The 17,876-nt window shown below is 60.7% G+C and carries 16 protein-coding genes and 1 tRNA gene; 5 read left to right on the forward strand and 12 right to left on the reverse strand.

Translation table 11 applies throughout. The features are described from left to right. Positions 1–209, forward strand: a 209-nt coding sequence (locus AB4Y85_RS02270) for a hypothetical protein (RefSeq protein WP_441983234.1), incomplete at its 5' end; no start/stop codon positions are given. 155 nt (positions 210–364) lie between these two features. On the opposite strand, the gene AB4Y85_RS02275 is transcribed toward AB4Y85_RS02270, so the two are convergent. Then, positions 365–1,108: an extensin-like domain-containing protein gene (locus AB4Y85_RS02275; protein ID WP_441983235.1), complete on the reverse strand. Its 744-nt coding sequence runs from the start codon at positions 1,106–1,108 to the stop codon at positions 365–367. Positions 1,109–1,215: 107 nt separating this feature from the next. Between AB4Y85_RS02275 and AB4Y85_RS02280 the strand changes: the two genes are divergently transcribed. Continuing rightward, positions 1,216–1,605 (forward strand): acyl-CoA thioesterase, encoded by a 390-nt coding sequence (locus AB4Y85_RS02280; RefSeq protein ID WP_441983236.1) that lies wholly within the window; start codon positions 1,216–1,218, stop codon positions 1,603–1,605. A gap of 9 nt (positions 1,606–1,614) precedes the next feature. Here the strand turns inward: AB4Y85_RS02280 and AB4Y85_RS02285 are convergent, their stop codons facing one another. The 4 genes from AB4Y85_RS02285 to AB4Y85_RS02300 all read right to left on the reverse strand — a co-directional run bounded on the left by AB4Y85_RS02285 (position 1,615) and on the right by AB4Y85_RS02300 (position 6,238). Next, the gene (locus AB4Y85_RS02285) at positions 1,615–2,700 is read right to left on the reverse strand and encodes a PLP-dependent cysteine synthase family protein (RefSeq protein WP_441983691.1); all 1,086 of its coding nucleotides are present in this window, start codon (positions 2,698–2,700) and stop codon (positions 1,615–1,617) included. Between the two features lie 830 nt (positions 2,701–3,530). Beyond that, positions 3,531–4,256, reverse strand: coding sequence for a LuxR C-terminal-related transcriptional regulator (locus AB4Y85_RS02290; protein ID WP_441983237.1), 726 nt, complete (start codon positions 4,254–4,256; stop codon positions 3,531–3,533). A 1,401-nt stretch (positions 4,257–5,657) separates the two neighbouring features. Then, entirely contained in the window at positions 5,658–6,029 is a 372-nt protein-coding gene (locus tag AB4Y85_RS02295) for a hypothetical protein (protein ID WP_441983238.1), read from the reverse strand. A gap of 133 nt (positions 6,030–6,162) precedes the next feature. Continuing rightward, a tRNA-Ile gene (locus AB4Y85_RS02300) sits at positions 6,163–6,238 on the reverse strand. A 230-nt stretch (positions 6,239–6,468) separates the two neighbouring features. Here AB4Y85_RS02300 and AB4Y85_RS02305 point away from each other — a divergent pair. Continuing rightward, positions 6,469–7,446, forward strand: a complete 978-nt coding sequence (locus tag AB4Y85_RS02305) for a glutathione S-transferase family protein (protein WP_441983239.1) — start codon at positions 6,469–6,471, stop codon at positions 7,444–7,446. A 12-nt stretch (positions 7,447–7,458) separates the two neighbouring features. Here AB4Y85_RS02305 and AB4Y85_RS02310 read toward each other — a convergent pair whose 3' ends face one another. The 7 genes from AB4Y85_RS02310 to AB4Y85_RS02340 all read right to left on the reverse strand — a co-directional run bounded on the left by AB4Y85_RS02310 (position 7,459) and on the right by AB4Y85_RS02340 (position 15,967). Beyond that, positions 7,459–9,552, reverse strand: a complete 2,094-nt coding sequence (locus AB4Y85_RS02310; protein WP_441983240.1) for an acetate--CoA ligase family protein — start codon at positions 9,550–9,552, stop codon at positions 7,459–7,461. Positions 9,553–9,645: 93 nt separating this feature from the next. Further along, the gene (locus tag AB4Y85_RS02315) at positions 9,646–11,265 is read right to left on the reverse strand and encodes an ABC transporter substrate-binding protein (protein ID WP_441983241.1); all 1,620 of its coding nucleotides are present in this window, start codon (positions 11,263–11,265) and stop codon (positions 9,646–9,648) included. Positions 11,266–11,312: 47 nt separating this feature from the next. Then, positions 11,313–12,338, reverse strand: coding sequence for an oligopeptide/dipeptide ABC transporter ATP-binding protein (locus AB4Y85_RS02320; RefSeq protein WP_441983242.1), 1,026 nt, complete (start codon positions 12,336–12,338; stop codon positions 11,313–11,315). Then, positions 12,335–13,177, reverse strand: coding sequence for an ABC transporter ATP-binding protein (locus AB4Y85_RS02325; RefSeq protein ID WP_441983243.1), 843 nt, complete (start codon positions 13,175–13,177; stop codon positions 12,335–12,337). Before AB4Y85_RS02325 ends, AB4Y85_RS02320 begins: the two co-directional genes overlap by 4 nt. Then, positions 13,174–14,073 (reverse strand): ABC transporter permease, encoded by a 900-nt coding sequence (locus AB4Y85_RS02330; protein ID WP_441983244.1) that lies wholly within the window; start codon positions 14,071–14,073, stop codon positions 13,174–13,176. The genes AB4Y85_RS02325 and AB4Y85_RS02330 overlap by 4 nt, the downstream gene beginning before the upstream one ends. A 7-nt stretch (positions 14,074–14,080) precedes the next feature. Then, complete coding sequence (locus AB4Y85_RS02335) at positions 14,081–15,049, reverse strand: ABC transporter permease (RefSeq protein WP_441983245.1); 969 nt, start codon at positions 15,047–15,049, stop codon at positions 14,081–14,083. A 15-nt stretch (positions 15,050–15,064) separates the two neighbouring features. Further along, positions 15,065–15,967, reverse strand: coding sequence for an amidohydrolase family protein (locus AB4Y85_RS02340; protein ID WP_441983246.1), 903 nt, complete (start codon positions 15,965–15,967; stop codon positions 15,065–15,067). A 251-nt stretch (positions 15,968–16,218) separates the two neighbouring features. Here AB4Y85_RS02340 and AB4Y85_RS02345 point away from each other — a divergent pair, with 251 nt between their 5' ends. Both AB4Y85_RS02345 and AB4Y85_RS02350 read left to right on the forward strand, forming a co-directional pair. Further along, positions 16,219–16,995: an IclR family transcriptional regulator gene (locus tag AB4Y85_RS02345; protein ID WP_441983247.1), complete on the forward strand. Its 777-nt coding sequence runs from the start codon at positions 16,219–16,221 to the stop codon at positions 16,993–16,995. A 70-nt stretch (positions 16,996–17,065) separates the two neighbouring features. Continuing rightward, positions 17,066–17,869 carry an IclR family transcriptional regulator gene (locus AB4Y85_RS02350; protein ID WP_441983248.1) on the forward strand — a complete coding sequence of 268 codons (804 nt, stop codon included), beginning with the start codon at positions 17,066–17,068 and terminating at the stop codon, positions 17,867–17,869. The last annotated feature ends 7 nt before the right edge of the window (positions 17,870–17,876 follow it).

Below are 17,876 nucleotides of genomic sequence, written 5' to 3' on the forward strand. Positions count from 1 at the left end.
TCACCAGCTTCTCGGTGGGCACCCTGGATGGGCGGGATGCGATGATGGTGATCGAGCTGGCCACCACACCGGAAGAATACGAGCGTGGCGTGCGGCATCAGATGCCGGTGGCGATGACGCCGGAGCATGCGCGCGAGCTCGGCGAGGCCCTGCTCCTCGCCGCAAAGGCCGCGCTCATGGGCGACACACCCTCCTACGCCGTCAACTAAAAAGCATCGAACGCAAAAAGCGGAAAACCGCGTTGCGTGGAAGATGATCAAGACATTGAAACTCGAAGCATCGGCAGTGGATTCGAACTCGTGCTCGATGCTTAAAACCAGCGCCTTGGGGCAAGGGCGCTGGTTTTCTTATTTCCAGAGCTGTTTTACCGACACGCGCGAAAGCGGCCCATGTCGAGATGAAAATGGTCGTGGTGTGCGGCGTTGTAATCGGGACTGAGCACCACATCGAAGAAATCGCATGCGCCGTCCCGCACGGCTCTCAGGAAAACCTCATGGCGGCTGTTTCCGTTCCAGTCCCTGCGTAGAGTGATCTGCTTTCCATCTGCAAGCACGAAGCCTGAAATGTCCATGGCGTTGGCCGTCGCGTGCTCGCTGCGTCGTCCCCTCTCACGATGATCGATGTTGCGGCACGCATAAGTGCCGAGATGGAGCACGCGCGCCACATCCTGCCCAAGATACTCTCGCGCTGCCTGACCTATCACATTCCTTTCGAACAGCGCCCAGGCGACAGCCAAAGGGCATGTAGCGGTAAAATTTCCGCTCAGACCGATTGACGCATCTATCACTTCGACTGCGTTCGAGAGCCCGCATCCATCGGCGAGATCGCGATCGGGCACAGGCCTGTGGGACAAGGGCGATTCGGCCAAAACCGCGCGGCATTGCAATTCATCCCGTTCGAGCCGCGAGAGCTTGTGGCGTGTGAGCCAATTTATCTCATCCGTGATACGCAACGGCGCGAAGGGATTGAGGTGACGAGGGATCTGCACGACACCGCCCCAGACCAATCCGCCGGTAATGCCGAGACCGAGAGCGGCGGCAAGAGCGAGGCGCCCGATAATGGTGAGGACGACATGGTGCCGCTGTGAAGGGTTATGCTGTTCTTCCACCCTCGTGATCTGGGGTGCCTCACCCCTCGCCGCCAGCCTGCAAGATTCGAATCTCTGGACTTCTCGCCAGGTCCGTTGAATCCTCAAGCCTATAAGAAAGCGAGGCGATGATGACGCTCGATACGACAGAGGGGCGCGAGGCGGTGATCCGGACGATCGCCATGCCTGCGGATACGAATCCGGCCGGAGATATTTTCGGCGGCTGGCTGATGTCGCAGATGGATCTTGCCGCCGGCAACGCCGCGGCCAGACGTGCTAGAGGACGCTGCGCGACGGTTGCCGTCGACGGCATGGTCTTTCACACGCCCGTTCATGTGGGCGACGAAGTATCGGTCTATGCCGATCTCGTTTCGACCGGCCGGACTTCCATGAAATTCCAGGTTGAGGCATGGCGCCGTTCCCGCGATGGGGACGAGCAGATCAAGGTCACGGAGGCGATCTTCACGTTCGTCGCCATCGACAGCGGTTCACGCCCCCGTCCGCTCCCACCCGGCTGACGGGAAAGCTCAGATAGCCTTGAACACGCCAGTGTCGAGAAACGTCTCGATCATCTCGCGATAGGGCGCGATGTCGATCCCGTTCGCATCAAGCCAGTCCGGGTTGTAATAGGTCGAGGTATAGCGGTCGCCACTGTCGCAGATGAGCGACACGAGCGACCCCTCCTCGCCCGCCGCCATCATGCAGCTGGCGATCCAGCACAGCCCGAAGAAGTTCGTGCCCGTCGATCCGCCGACGCGGCGGAACAGGCGCTCGGACAGCACATGCATGGCGGCGATGGAGCCCGCATCCGGAATCTTGATCATGTGGTCGATCACATCCGGAATGAAGGACGGCTCGACACGCGGACGCCCGACGCCCTCGATGCGTGAGGGACGTGCGCACGTGACAGTCGGATCCTTGCGGCAATAGGAATCGTAGAAGGCGGAGTACTCCACATCCACCACGCAGAGCCGCGTGTCGTAGTTGCGATAGCGGATGTAGCGGCCGATGGTGGCGGAGGTGCCGCCCGTTCCCGCGCTCATCACAACCCATGCGGGGCGCGGATAGCGCTCGGCTTCCATCTGCTCGAAAATGCTCTCGGCGATGTTGTTGTTGCCGCGCCAGTCGGTGGCGCGTTCGGCGTAAGTGAACTGATCGAGATAATAACCGCCCGCCTCACGGGCGAGGCCTGCGGCGACATCGTAGACCTCACCGGGATTATCGACGAAATGGCAGCGCCCACCGAAACGCTCGATGGCCTCGATCTTCTGCCGGCTCGTCGTGCGCGGCATGACGGCGATGAAGGGTAACTGCAGCAGGTGAGCGAAATAGGCCTCGCTCACCGCCGTCGAGCCCGACGAGGCCTCGACCAGCGTCATGCCCTGCCTGATCTTGCCGTTGCAGATGCCGTAGAGAAACAGGGAGCGCGCCAGCCGGTGCTTGAGGCTGCCCGTCGGGTGCGTCGACTCGTCCTTGAGATAGATCGAGATGCCCTTCAGCCCGCGAAAGACCGGGTTGATGAGATGCGTGTCGGCGGAGCGCCGTCCATCGCCCTGAAGAATGGCGATCGCCTGTCTTGCCCATTCCCGGTCGACGCAGGGCGGCAGGCTCATGATGGGCGGACAGGCTGGACAGGACGCGGCGTCGCTCAACTCACTCTCCCGGAAGATCCATGAACCACCAAACGCTTCACGAGGCGGTGGCGCAAGCAATCGATTATACAGCTACTCCCTATACCCTTTTACTCCTTCGAGGGAAGTTTGCCGGGAGAAACCGCGCTTTCCACTCGCTCCGACAGGCTCCCCCCCTGCCAAGGTCATAAAACTGAGATATCGGGCCGGTATCGGGTGGGCGCCATGAAGACAATTGATCGAGATATTCGCGATCAGGCTCTCGATGCCGAGGATAGCTCCAGTCACTGCCCGGGATGGTTCGTTCTCTCAATCCCTCTGGCGGCCTTGGCCTGTGCGGCCGCAGCCATGATGTTCGGCTGAGAGCAAGCGCGTTGGCCGCTTGGCCGAGAGCTATTAACCATAAGACTAATTGCCTTACGTAAGCAGAGCCGGCTAATGCCGTTCCATGCATGATCGACACACACGCCCTGGCGAAGATGTTCTTGCAAAGATCTGCAATGTGTTCGCGCTGCTGTGCGGCCTGGGGCTCCTGACCCTGGCCATCAATGTCGTCCACATTTAGAGCGGACGCAGCCATGCCGGATCTGACGAAATCGCCGACGACGTCTCCTGCAATCTGGAGGATGACCGACTGGCCCGTCTATCAAGATGGGTCGGCCTGTTCAGCGGATTGTTTTTCCTGGTCTTCGCGCTCTTCATCGCTCTTGAAACAGCCGGAACCTGACAAGCGCGTCCCGGCTTCTCGGATGTGTCATTCACCTGCCTATCCGACCTGACCCGTCTCCATCTCTCCGCACCCGGCGGCCGGCTTATGATGGAGACGAAGTGGTGTTCAGGTTCGCGGTCGCCCATGTGGCGGCCTGGGTCCGGTTGGAGGCATTCGTCTTTTTCAGAACGGCTTTTACGTGAACCTTGATGGTCGCCTCGGATAGCCCCAGTTCCTGAGCGATGAGCTTGTTGGTCGCTCCCTTCATCAGGTACCGCAAAATCTGCGTCTCCCGTGCAGACAAATCTTTCGACTGCACTGCGACATTGTCGGCCAGAAGTGCATCAAGGCCTCGACCATCTTCAATATCGGCGCGAGCCAACTCATCCATGAGCTGGTTCAGGAAAGCCGAAGGAATGGAGGTCTCGCCTGATGCCACGAGTTCAAGCGCATTGATCAGAGCCTCACGCTCCATGTTCGGCCGGCAGAACCCGTTCACTCCCGCGCGCCAGAGATAGATGATAGCTTCGGTATCGAGTTTCTCCGCAATGAGCACGATCCGCACGTCAGGATGATCGGCCCTTATCTGTTCAATGCACGCCAGAGCGCTCTCCCGTGTGGAGGGCTCGCAAATGAGGAACATGCGAGGGCGCTCGGCAGATGCATCCGGCCTGTCATCCGAAATGACGAAACGTGTGCCGGACAAGAGGTGCCTGATGCCGGCGCGGAGCAAATTGTTCCAGCAAACCAAAGCAGTCGGCACATCGCTCGACGCGATGGAGGACAGGGATAAGCCCTGCTCTCTCGAAGCGACAGAAATTTTAGCCATGGAATGCCCCGATAGACATTCGGCGAGCATCGGCGAGGGTCCTGACCACATCTGTAATGTGCTCATCGGTCAGGCAGCCCCCTTGCGAGCGGGGCGAATTCCCCTGCTCTGCGATGAGAGGGGCGACAAGGCACGGATCTGGCATTGCCAGTAACGAGACAGGCTTCAAGGATCCCTCACAGCTAAGCTTTTTGAGAAGGCTAGAGCAGGTGCGCTGAGGGTCAGATGAGCCTAGTGGGTTTACCACTTTTTATTGTCTCAGTCGGAGCGGCGCGGGAGGGGTTATAGCGGGGCTATTTAGGAATGAAAGGAGAATTGCGTCATTTTGCATAGCGGCAAAGCGTCACTTTGACCCGCTCTCGAGGCATGATCGAGCAATCCCGCATGTGCCGTGATCAACTCCGACTCGAGACCAGATTCTCAGGCAATGGCCAGGCCGAGACAAGCTGTAGCGCTTTCATATCTCGAAAATTCGAATGGCTAATTTTCCCAATTTTCACTGCCTCACTGAAGAGGTGAGACGCCCTCAACTATAGAATTCATCCATTTGGATATTCCTAGCCTTTTGGATAAAAATGCAATCCCAAAGGATTACCACCGATGTATTGGTGCGGCTGAAAGCCGGAACGCATTCCTCTTATTACTGTTAAATTCTCATCCAACCAAGCCGATTAGCCTCGGAGCCCCTTCCTGGACTGAGAGTTTATTATGAAGTCGACCCATCAGCTTGCCTTCGCAGGCCTCGCTACCCTTTTGTCTTCTGTCAGCGCATTCGCCGCCGATCTGGGCCGTACAGAGGCGATGCGTCAGCCTCACCACACGCGTGGCGGGCAATGCATGCCTGCTGTGGCGAACCCGGAAGATTATACGAACTGTCGGTTTCGATATGTGAGAGGCGAGGAGATCTGCCGCTGCCAAATCACGGCTCCGGCGCAGCGGCTTGTACGCACCCCGCTCGACCGGACGGATCTCACGACCGGGTCCATCTCGGGAGCACCAAACTTCGGCGGCGTCGGTTCGATCACTCCGAACACCCCGCGTGATCGAGGCGGCCCTGACTATGCCTCTTCGTCCGGCAACCCATCGCGCGGCAACGGCCCCGAGAGTGCCCCCGGCGCGGGACCTGGAAACCCGAATGGCGGCCAAACGGGCAATCCCCCTGGCCGTAATCCCGGATCAGGTGGCGGGACCAATCATGGCGGAAGCACGCCTCCTGGTGGCGGCACGAGCTCCGATGGCGGCACGTCGCCTGGATCCAATCCCGGAAATGGCGGCTCCGCTCCGGGTGGCACGGATAATGGCGGGAATCCCGGAAACAACCCGGGTGGACCTGGAGACAATCCTGGCACCCCCAGCGGTGGTGATACGGGCACTCCTGGCAATCCCGGCGGCAATCCCGGTTCAGGTGGAGGTCATCCCGGACATGGTGGCCCCGGACACGATGGTCCTGGAGGCGGTAAAGGAGGCCACGGTGGAAAGGGCGATCACGGTGGCGGCAAGGGCGAACACGGTGGCAAGGGTGACCACGGTGGCGGCAAGGGCGGACACGATGGAAAAGGTGACCATGGTGGCGGCAAAGGCGGCCATGGCGGGAAAGGAGACCACGACGGCGGCAAGGGTGGCCATGGTGGAAAAGGAGACCACGGTGATGGCCGCGGTGATCATGGAGGCGGCAGAGGCGACAATGGCGGCAAGGGTGACCACAGCGGTGGCGACCATGGCGGTCGAGGTCGCGACTAACCGATTGTCATAAGGAGGAGCCGCGGAGATCACGCATCCTCCCAGATTAAAGGCCCTGCCAGAAGTCGATTCTGGCAGGGCTCCCCGAATTGGTGAACGTGCCCGGTCAGACGACGAAGAAATCGTGCGCATGAGCTTGTTCGATAGCATCGCAATTTGAAAAAATTGGTGGGCCCGGCAGGACTCGAACCTGCAACCAGACCGTTATGAGCGGCCGGCTCTAACCATTGAGCTACAGGCCCTTCCGAGGAAGGCCAGGGGTGTCCGGAACCTTGGTTCCTCACCCCTTTTTCGGTGGCGGGCCGGGTGCTCCGACCGTCCCTTGTACCTGTCTTACAATAGGTCCCGCGTCAAGCCGCTTTGGCTCTGGAAGGCAATCTACAGCTACCCTTTTACGGCATCCTGCGCCATGGGCACCGTTGGTGCCGGATCCTGCTCCCCTATGTAGAGGCTCAACTTCCGGGAGGATGGAATGGGATTGCTGGTGGATGGCGTCTGGCAGGATCGCTGGTACGAGACGAAGAGCACGGGTGGGCGCTTCGTGCGCAAGGATGCCGCATTCCGCAACTGGGTCACTCCCGACGGCGCCGCCGGCCCTACTGGCAAGGGCGGCTTCATGGCGGAGCCTGGGCGCTACCACCTCTATGTCGCCCTCGCCTGCCCCTGGGCGCATCGCACGCTGATCATGCGCAAGTTGAAAGGTCTGGAGGCGACAATCGGCCTCTCCGTCGTGCACTGGCTCATGCTTGAGCACGGCTGGACCTTCGAGGAGGGGCCCGGAACCATTCCCGACCCGATCCACAACGCGCGCTATCTCCACGAGGTCTACACGGCCGCCGCACCGGACTACACAGGCCGTGTGACGGTGCCGGTTCTGTGGGACAAGAAGACATCCACCATCGTGAGCAATGAATCCGCCGAGATCATCCGCATGATGAATTCTGCCTTCGACGCGGTGGGCGCGAAGCTCGGCGATTATTATCCGCAGGCCTTGCGTGAGGAGATCGATGCGCTGAACGCGCAGGTCTACGACAAAGTCAACAACGGCGTGTACAAGGCGGGCTTTGCCACCACGCAGCAGGCCTATGAGGAAGCGGTCCGCCCATTGTTCGAGATGTTGGACAGGCTCGACGAGCGCCTGTCCTCACAACGCTATCTTTTCGGCAGCGCCATGACCGAAACGGATATCCGCCTGTTCACGACTTTGGTGCGCTTCGATCCCGTTTATGTCGGCCACTTCAAGTGCAACCTGCGCCGCATCGCGGATTACGCGAACCTGTCAGGATATCTGCGCGACATCTACCAGATGCCCGACATCCGCGAGACCGTGAACATGCATCACATCAAGAGCCATTATTACGGCAGTCACAGGTCCATCAACCCGACTGGCATCGTGCCGATGGGACCCGTGCTCGATCTCGATGCTCCGCACGACCGCGCGGCATTCTAGGATGTCAGGCGATCACGCGCAGATGCAGAGCGCATCGACGATCCTGACATCGCCGCTGCCTTTTCGGATGACGACCGGGTTGAGGTCGCAGGCGATCATGATTCCATCGAGGTCGCTGGCGAGCCGCGAAAGATTGACGGCGGCCTGCACAAGCCCATCCCAACTCGTCTTCGGCGAGAGGTTCCGATAGCCGTCCAGGATCTTGGCGAGCTTCGTGCCGCCCACCATGGCCCGCGCATCGTCCTCGCTCAACGGCCCAAGCTTCGCCGCGCGGTCTGCCAGGATCTCGACCATGACGCCGCCGCTTCCCAGAACCATGAGAGGCCCGAAGGGTTCAGCCGCGGTAAAGCCGGCCATGGCCTCGATCCCGCCGATGATCTGCTCCTGAAGTTCGTACCCGTCGATAACGGCGCCGGGCAAAGCCGCACTCACCTTCGTGCGGATCGACTCGATTGCGGATCGCAGCGATGCCTCATTCTCGACGCCGAGCACGACGCCGCCCACATCGGAACGGTGCTGGATCTGTGAAGATGCGACCTTCACCACCATGGGGAAGTCTATTTCGCTTGCACGCCGGACCGCCTCGTCCGCATCTTTTACGACAATCGACCTGACGAGCGGGAGATCGTATTCCCGTAAGATCCGGAAGGCTGTTGCCGGATCGAGCGGGCCGGATTGCTCCGCCAATTCGCGGCGGAAGGAAGCTGCGTTCGGATGGAAGGGCTGGCGCTGAGGCTTGCGTGCATCGGCCCAGGCGGCGGCGCGGCCCGGCCTGCCGAGGTTCAGGTTGCCGACGGCCAGGAGCCCAGGCCTCAGACCCCGAAGCAGAGGTACATTGTGCTCCGCCATCAGATCGATCACCTTTGGGTGAAGGTTCTCGGAAGTCGGAGAGATCACGACGAGCGGCTTCTTCGCTTGTGCGCCGGTTTTCGCATAGACATTCAAAATGCCCATGTAATTTTCCAGCCCCGCGGGATTAAGGCTTTCCTGGCAGTCCTGGAACGCCACAATCGCCCCGACGTTGGCATCGTCGGACACGGCTGCAATCGCCTCGTCGGGATTGCGGTCAGCACTGATGCTCGCGCCGAAATCGACTGGATTGAGGCCCGAGACTCCCGGCAGGGCTTGCAGCAGCCGCTGCTCCGTCGCATCACTGAACTGCGCGACCTCGATCCCGCTCATCTCGGCGATGTCGCAGGCAAGCGCGGTTTGGCCGCCGGAAATTCCGACAATGCCGATGGCGCTTCCTCCGACCATTCTCTTGGAGACCGCACCGCATTCCAACGATGCAATGAGCTCGTCGTAATCAGACACGACGGCGATGTCTGTCGACTCGAAAAAGTCATCGTAGGCATCACTGCTGCTGACCAGCGCACCGGTATGGGCCTGCGTGGCCGCAAGGCCGCTGGCTGTGCGGCCAACCTTCAGGATGACCAGCGATTTTCCTGCCGCATGGACGGCCTCGGCGGCATAGGCCAGAGCCACGGGATCCTTGATCGATTCCGCCACGACGCCGATTGCGCTCGTTGCGTCGTCGTCGGCCAGCCAGCGGATATAATCGGCAGCGGCGACATGAAACTCGCTGCCCATCGTGACGACCTTCGAGAACCCGGCGAGGGTCGAGTTCATCACGGAAATCGCAGCTGAGCCCGATTGCGCGACCAGGGCGACCCGGCCAGGCCGCAGGCGCTTGGATGGGCGGGCGGGATAAAGGGGAATGGAATCCGTAAAGTTTACGAGCCCCATGCAATTGGGTCCATGAACCTTGATACGGCTGGACTGCCCGAATGCGCGGATGGACTTCTCCTGCTCATCCGTGAAGCCGTTCGTGAACACGATGGCCGACCGGACAGGACTTTGCTCGAGTTCCGCGAGCATGCCTGGAACATGCGCGGCCGGAATCGCGACAATCGCGAGATCGGTATCGCGCGGTAGATCGGCGACGGAATTGATCGCCCTCAGCCCGTCGATCTCCTTGGCCTCGGGATGAACCGGCAGAACGTGACCGGCATAGCCCCATTCCTTCAGGTTACTGATGACGACGTTTCCCTGCGTCATTCTTTTCGCGGATGCGCCGACAATTGCGACGGCCCGCGGGCGCATCATCGAAGTTACGTCAATATGCAAGGTCGTGTCCTCTCAGAAGATCGATGATGCGGCACAGCCGATGAGGCTATGCCGCAGATATCAATGGGCGTTTTACTGCTCGCTCTTCGGCAACCAGGCCTCGGCCCAGTTCGGGTGCGTGTTGAAGGAGAAGTTGAACTGCGCGTCCAAGCCCTTCAGGTTCGTCGTCACCGCCTCGAAGACCTGCGAATTGGTCAGGGCGAGCTGGTTCAGGTCCCGCGCGACGATCTCGGCATACTTCTTATAGTGGGCCTTCTGCTCGCTGAGCGGTGCAGCCGAGGCATCGAGCGCCACTTTGTCGAACTCGGGATTGCAGTAACCCGTCGGATTGGCGAACGGCACGTTTCCTTCGTTGCAGACGAAGCTGCGATCGACGCCGAGCACAGGATTGGTGCGCCCAGTGAGCGAGATGACCGAGGCGTCGAAATCACGCTTGGTATAGACCTTGTCCGTCCAAATCTGCTGGTCGAGTGCGCTCAGCTTGACATCGATGCCGATGGCCGACCACTGCGATTGCACCACCTGCGCCACAGCATCGTAAGGAGGCTTTCCGATCACGGTCAGCTCGATGCTGAAGCGCTTTCCATCTTTAAGCGGATAGCCTGCCTCGTCGAGAATCTTGCCGGCCTTCACGGGATCGTAGGCGAAAAGCGTATCGTAGTTGATCGAGGTATCGTGCAGATCCTTGAACTGGGTCGGGATGGCGTTCTTGGCCGTGTCCGCGAGGCCCTGATAGACGTCCTGCACGATGCGCTGCCGGTCGATGGCATGGAAGAGAGCCTGCCGGACCTTGATGTCCTTCGTCGGCCCACGGGTCACATTGAGATCGACGACGGCCGTTTCCGGCGCGTTGTTGACGATCTGAACAACCTTGATCTTGCCGTTCTTCGCCGCGTCCTGTGTGGCTTTGACCTGCACGACTTCAGGACGGTACCAGTTCACCTCGCCGTTGACGATCGCGTTTAGGCGCTGCTGCGGAGCGGGGATCAGGGCGAACACGACGGAGTCCAGATAGGGCTTGGAGCTTTCCCAGTAATTCTCGTTGCGCACGAAGGTGATCGACTGTCCGCTCTCCCAGCTCTTGAACTTGAACGGTCCAAGGCCGACAGGCGCGCGGTTGGCGGGGTGAGTTGCGATGTCCTGCCCCTGATAGACATGCTTCGGCATCAGGGGGAAGACCTCTTTGTCGAAGAGATCGAGCGTTGCCGTCAAAGGCTGCTTCAGCTTCAGGACGAAAGTCTTCGCATCCGGGGCGGAGGCCTCCTCGATCAGCGGCATGAGCTTGGTCAGATAGGTGTTGTACTTGCCGAAATCATTGAGCGTGAACACCACGTCTTCGGCAGTGAACGGCTTGCCGTCCGACCATTTTACGCCTTCGCGCAGATGAAAGGTGTAGGTCTTGCCGTCCTGCGAGACGTCCCACTTGGTCGCTAGGCGCGGAAGGCGCTTGCCCTCACGATCGTAGGTCATCAGGCCGTCGGCCCACACATCGGCCGCGAACAATGCGGGGACGGAAGACGTCAGCTGCGTGTTGAGCGTCGGGATCGTCGTCGCGTTCAACGCCGCAACGACCGTGCCGCCCTTAACGGGCTTTCCGTCATCGGCTTGAGCTGAGGCGACACCCGCTGTGCAGGCAAGGAGCGTGGATGCGAATAAGGCACTTGTTGTCGAACGGCGAAGTGTCAGTCTCATTGGCGTTCTCCCGTTGTGATCGTTGCTGCGCATTTCTTGCCGTTTGTTCAGCCTCGGCCTTCGTGCGCTTTCTTCTCCGTCATCCATCCGGCAGTGAGTTCTTCCGCGCGATGGCAGGCGGCCAGGGTCGTGCCTACGCCAACCGGCCGCAGGGGCGGGCTGGATTGGGCACAAATCTCAATCGAATAGGGGCAGCGGTTTCGGAAGCTGCATCCGCCCTCGACCGGTGTCTGAGACACGGGCGCGGGAGGCTTGATCACTGACGACCGGATGCGGCTGCGCCGAGGATCGGGCGAGAGCCTCGCATCGAGAAGCAGGCGCGTATAGGGATGAACCGGTGCGGTGTAGATCGTGCTGCCGATCTCGACGATCTTGCCGCGATACATGACCGCCGTGCGGTCGGCGATCGATTCCATCGCGCCGAGATCATGGCTGATGATGACGAAGGCGACGTTCGTTCTGCTCCGCAGGTCGCGCATGAGCTGAAGCACCTGCGCCTGAATGGACACGTCGAGGCTGGAAAGAGGCTCGTCGGCTATGATGACGCTCGGCTCCAGCATCATGGCCCTGGCAATCGCGACACGCTGCTGCTGACCGCCGGAGAGCTGATGCGGAAAACGGCCGGTATATTTCTCGGGCGGAGTGAGACCGACGGCATCGAGCTGCGCTTCGATGAAGCGTGTCTGATCCGCAGGGGGAACGAGATCGTGGCGTCTGACCACATATCCCAAGGATTGCTCGACCGTCATGCGCGGGTTCAAGGACGACGACGGATCCTGAAAGACGGCCTGGACGTTGCGCCGGTACTCGGCGCGGACAGCACCCGCGAGTTTGGACAGGGATTGCCCGCGATAGACGACCTCCCCTGCCGTGGGACGGTTGAGCATCAGCAGCAGCTTGGCCATGGTGCTCTTGCCGGAACCCGATTCACCGACGATGGCGAGCGTTTCACCCTGGTTGACGGCGAGATCGACTCCGTCCACGGCACGCACGGTCGTCCAGCCCCAGCCCGTCGCATCGCGGCTGGTATAAGTCTGGCTGACTTTCCTCAGTTCGAGAATGGGCATGTTCATGACAGGACACTCTTCTCATGCCGACCATGCGTGCTCAGCCCGATGAGGCGCGCCGAGTACGGATGTTGCGGCCGCTCGAACAGATCGATGGTCGATGCGCTCTCGACGGTCTGACCGCCTTTCATGACGTAGACGCGGTCGCACAGCTCCGCGATGACGCCGAGATCATGGGTGATGATCGCAACCGCCATGTTCCTTTCCTTGTGCAGCCTGTAGATCGTCTCCAGGACCTGGAGCTGCACCGTGGCATCGAGCGCCGTCGTCGGCTCGTCAGCGAAGAGAATTTTGGGATCGCTCGCCAAGGCCATCGCGATCATCACCCTCTGGCGCATGCCGCCCGAGAGTTCATGCGGGAAGCGGCGCGCGACATTGCGTGGATCGGCGAACCCGACCTCGTCGAGAAGATTGCAGACCCGTTGGCCCGCCGATTGACCGCGTGCATTGTCGGACAGGGCTTCGGCGATCTGACGCTCGACGCGCTGCGTCGGGTTCAGGTATCCGAGAGGGTCCTGAAAGATCATCGAGAAGCCCCGCGCACGCCGCAGGGCACGCAGGTCGCGATCGCTCATGCTAAGAAGATCGCGGCCCTCGAACTTCACATCGCCGGACAGTTCCTCGATGCGCAGGTTCGGCATCAGCCGGGAGACGGCCCGCACCAAGGTGCTCTTGCCCGAACCGGATTCTCCGACGACTCCGACGCATTCGGACTGATGGACCTTGAGGTCCGCGCCATCGACGGCCCGGACGATCTGATCCGACACGCGAAGGTGAACCTTCAGGTTCCGCACATCAAGAAGCATGTCTCCAGCGGCGTGCAATCCCGTATTGACCGCGTTCATTGGAGACCTCCCATGCCGCGCGTGGCGCGCGGATCGTTGATCTCGTTGATGCCGTCGGCGAAGAGGTTGAGGCCAACGACGGTCAGGCAGATCGCGGCGCCGGGAAACACGCTCATCCACCACGCGCTGTCCATGTAATCCTGGGCGACGAAGAGAAGCTGTCCCCAGCTCACCATCGAGGGATCACCCAGCCCGAGGAAGCCGAGGCCGGCTTCGATGAGGATGGCGATGCTGGCATCGAGCGCGACCTGGACGATGATCGGCTGCGCCGCATTCGGCATGATCTCGCGGAAGATGATGTGAGATGTCGACAGATCGGCCACGCGCGCCGCGGCGATGAACTCACGCTCGCGGAGCTTGATATACTGGCCATAGACCAGACGCGCCTCCATCGGCCAGATCGCCAGCGCGACGGCGATGACGAGCAGCCAGAAATTGGACCCGAAGAGCGCAACCGCGCACAAAACGAGCATGATCACCGGCAACGTCTGGAAGAGCTCGATGACGCGCATCAGGATCACTTCAACCGGGCCCCGGAAATAGCCCGCGAGGATTCCGATGGTTCCGCCGACGAGAAGAGCGGCGAGTGCTGCACCCAATCCGACGAGAAGCGACGATTGCGCGCCGTAGAGGATGAGCGAGAATATGTCTCTGCCGATATTGTCCGTGCCGAACAGGAATTCCTTCGACGGCGGCGCAAGGCTCTGCGGTGTCTGCTGCAGCGGATGATAGGGCGCGAGGACCGGCGCCAGGATCGCGATGAGGACGAGCAGCAGCAGGATCACCGCACCGATGGCGCCATGCCGGGTTCCGGCCATGTTGCCGACCAGCGTGAGACCCCGGTCGAACCTGGCGCGAAAGCCGGACGTGACGGGTTTTGAAGTAAGGCTTGCCATAAGCGGATTACCCCTTCGTCCTGATGCGCGGGTCGAGCAGCGCATAGAGCATGTCGACCACGAGGTTCATCAGAATGACGGCAAGGGCCGAGAAGATGACGACGCCGATGATGGTCAGGTTGTCGCGAAGGCGGATCGAATCCACCATGAGCAGCCCCAGGCCAGGCCACGTGAAGACGGTCTCCAGCAGAACCGCGCCGCTCAGGGCCGAGCCGAAGGCGTAACCGGCGATGGTGACGAGCGGCAGGCTGGAATTGCGCAGCACATGGCGACGGATGATCTGGCCACGTGTGAGCCCTTTCGAGCGCGCCGTGATGATGAACCCTTGCGACAGCGTATCGATCACGCTGGCACGCATGATGCGGGCGAACCGCATGCCCTCATGGATGGCGAAGGCAGCGACCGGCAGCGCCAGATACTGCATCTTTTCCAACAGCCAGTTGAACCCGCGAGCACGGGACACGAGCGGCCCGATGCCTTGCGTGGGGAACCACCCGAGATTCAGGGCGAAGAACATGACGAGGAGCTGAGCGAGCCAGAAGGTCGGCACCGCGTACATGATGAGCGCGGACGTGGTCCAGAACTTGTCGGTCCGCGCGCTGGGCGTGGTGCCGGCAATCACGCCCAGCAGGATTCCGAGCGGGATTGCGAGGGCAAATCCGACGGATGCCAGCAGGATCGTGCGCGGCGCACGTTCCAGGATGATGTCGAGCACGGGCCGCTGGTTCTGATAGGAATATCCGAAATCGCCGTGCAGAACGGAGGTGAGATAATTCCAGACCTGCAGCAGGAAAGGATCGTTCAGCCGATACTTCTCTTCGATGGCCGCCCTATAGGCGGGCGGCACGGGAAAATCGCCAACGAGGGACTGAACCGGGTCCCCCGGGATCAGGTGAAGAAGGGTGAACATCACCACGATGATCACGAAGATCAGCGGCAGCGCGTAAAGAACCCGTTGTGCGATGAACCGGAGCATGCCGGACCTCCACCGTCAGAGGCGATGGAAGTTGGCTGCGTTGCCGTACAGCCACTTTTCGATCACGTGATCCTTGAGCGGCAGGTTCTTGTAATCGTCGATCAGGCTCTCGAACGACGTTCCGAAGAGATAGCGCGACAGGCCGACCATCACCTTGTCCTGCAGCAGGGTGTTGCCGAACTGGAGGAATTGCTCCCAGCCGGAACCATTCTGCGCGAAGTAGCGCGGATGATGGGCCGCGGTGTCGACGTAGAGATTGGGGTGCCTGCGCAGGAGCCCGACCATGTCGTTGACCCAGGGCCAGCCGGCGAGACCCGCCACGATCCTCAATTCGGGGAAATCCACCGCGACATCGTCGAGATAACGCGGATGCCCCAAGTCGTAAGGCCGGTCGTTCGCATAATTCATGGATGTGTAGATGCGCACCGGAACGTCGAGTTCGGCGGCTTTCGCATAAAGCGGGTAATAGCGGCGGTCGTTGGCCACCACGCCGTTATAGAGAGCAGAGAGGCGCAGGCCGTTCGCGCCTTCTTCCTTGACCAGACGCTCGAATTCCCGGACGGCGCGCATGCCGTCCATCGGATCCATGGTCACGAACATGAAGAAGCGACCCGGATGGGCGGCGTGGATCTTGCCCGTCGCGCTGTTCTCGGCGCCGACCAGCAATCCGCGCTCGACTCCCGCGCGGTCCATGTCCTCGACAAGACGCTTCAACCCGCCGTCATCGACCGGCTGTTCGGGCGTTTCGCCGCGTTCGCGGGATTTGAAGACGCGACCGTAATTGGCGAAACCATAACCCTCAGGACGCGGAAGCGATTGCGCGAAGGGAGTGCCGGGACGCCCGCGTGCGATCCGCTCCAAGTCCGGGTTGGCCTCGCTGGCCGGCAGCCCGATTTCCATATCGATGACACGGGTCATTCTGGCGTCTCCCTGACAAGCCTTTATGGCTCTTGGCTTTGCTTCTGCCTGATTTGATGACCTTGGGTTACCTCTGTCAACTAAATTTACATTTGTAGTGCAAAATGTCGAATATGTTGACACTATTGACCGGATAATGTTTTATAATGCTCAAGAGCAGGCATCAGGTGGCCTGGCTTGGGCAGCCTCTACAGGCATGCTTCCGGTTTTCGACGCTGCTGGCAGGGGGCATTGGCGTGCAGGAGCTTGATGTGACGGAATCAGATCGTGATGCCGGATTCGCGACGACATTGGCGAAGGGCCTCGCCGTTCTCGAGGCATTTCGGCCTGACCGGCCTTCGATGAGCAATGTCGAGATCGCCAAGCATACCGGCCTGAATCGCCCGACCGTCGCTCGTCTCACTTACACACTCGCGAAGCTCGGCTATCTCAAACAGGAGGCATCCAAGTTCAGGCTCAGCTGGGCCGCGCTGATGCTGGTCAACCCGCTGCTCGTCAACACGAAGATCCTCCAGATCGCCCGCCCCTCCATGCAAAAGCTCGCGCAGGACGTGGGTGGCACGGTCTCCATCGGCGTCATCGACCGTTCGAATTTCGTCTATCTCGAAACATCCCGCGTCAACGAAAATGTCTGGACGTCCCAGGACCTCGGCACGATCGGCCCTTTGGTTCCGGCCGCGATCGGCCATGCGCTGTGCGCGCAACTCACAGATGAGGAATTCGAAGTCAAAATTCGGCAGATGAAGCGCAACACGCCGGAGCTGTGGAACAAGTACTCCCCGGCATTCATGGAGGGCGTGGAAAGCTGCAAGAAACGCGGCTTCTCGGTTGTGCGCGGGACATGGATTCCGGGGACGCATTCAGCCGGCGTTCCTCTGCTCCGCGACAAGAACGGAGAATGCTTCGCCATGAATTGCCGAGTGCCGGTCTTCAGGCTTCAGGGTAATCAGATCGAGGATGAAATCGGCCCTCGCCTGATCTCTCTTGCCGAGAGCGTCAGAAACCAACTCGCTTTCATTTTTCCATAGGGGCGCACCGTCCCTTTTGGCAGGCCGCGCTGGAAACCGACTTCGTCTTCACATTCGCTAGAGGTGGAAGATGCGTAAGCTACAGGTCAGACGTTTGGCGCCGACAATCATCGCGCCAGACGATGACCCACGCTTTGTGATTGCCCTCGCACGCGGCTTGAGCGTGCTCAGAGCATTCAGGCGCGGCGAACCGGGACTCGGCAATCAGCATATCGCGGACCGCACCAGCCTCCCGAAATCGACCATCTCGCGACTGACCTATACCCTGAGCCGCCTGGGCTATCTGGAATACTCGCCGCTGACCGGGCTCTATTCACCTTCCGCCGCCGCCCTTGCCCTTGGCTTCAGCGCACTTGGCGGATTGTCCATTCGCGATGTGGCGCGGCCGATGATGCAGACCCTTGCTGATCGGATCGGATGTTCCGTCTCCATCGGCGTGCCGGACCGCGGAACCATGGTGTATATCGAGCATTGCCGCGGCCCGGGCCTGCTTCATATCGGCATCGAGATCGGCGCGCATATCGACATGGCGATGTCCGCCATAGGGAGAGCCTATCTTGCGGGCCTTGATCCGGCCACGCGTGACAATGTGCTCGACGAGATATGTCCGCCTGAGCCACGCGGCGATGCCGTTCGCCTGGGAATCCAGCGCTCCATGGAGCAGTTCAGTGCACAGGGATATGTCACCATGGCCGGGGAATGGAAGGAGGAAATCCACTCCGTCGGCGTGCCCCTCACGCTGCGCGGTTCGCAGCCTTACGCGGTCAATTGCGTGGGGCCGGCGCATCTTCTTCGCGGCGACTTTCTGGAGGATGTCGGTTGCAATCTCGTCGACCTCACGGCACGCATTCGTCGCGCCATGAGTTCGGATTGAGAGCGCA

It is taken from the genome of Microvirga sp. 2YAF29, from assembly GCF_052114605.1.
GTDB lineage: Bacteria > Pseudomonadota > Alphaproteobacteria > Rhizobiales > Beijerinckiaceae > Microvirga.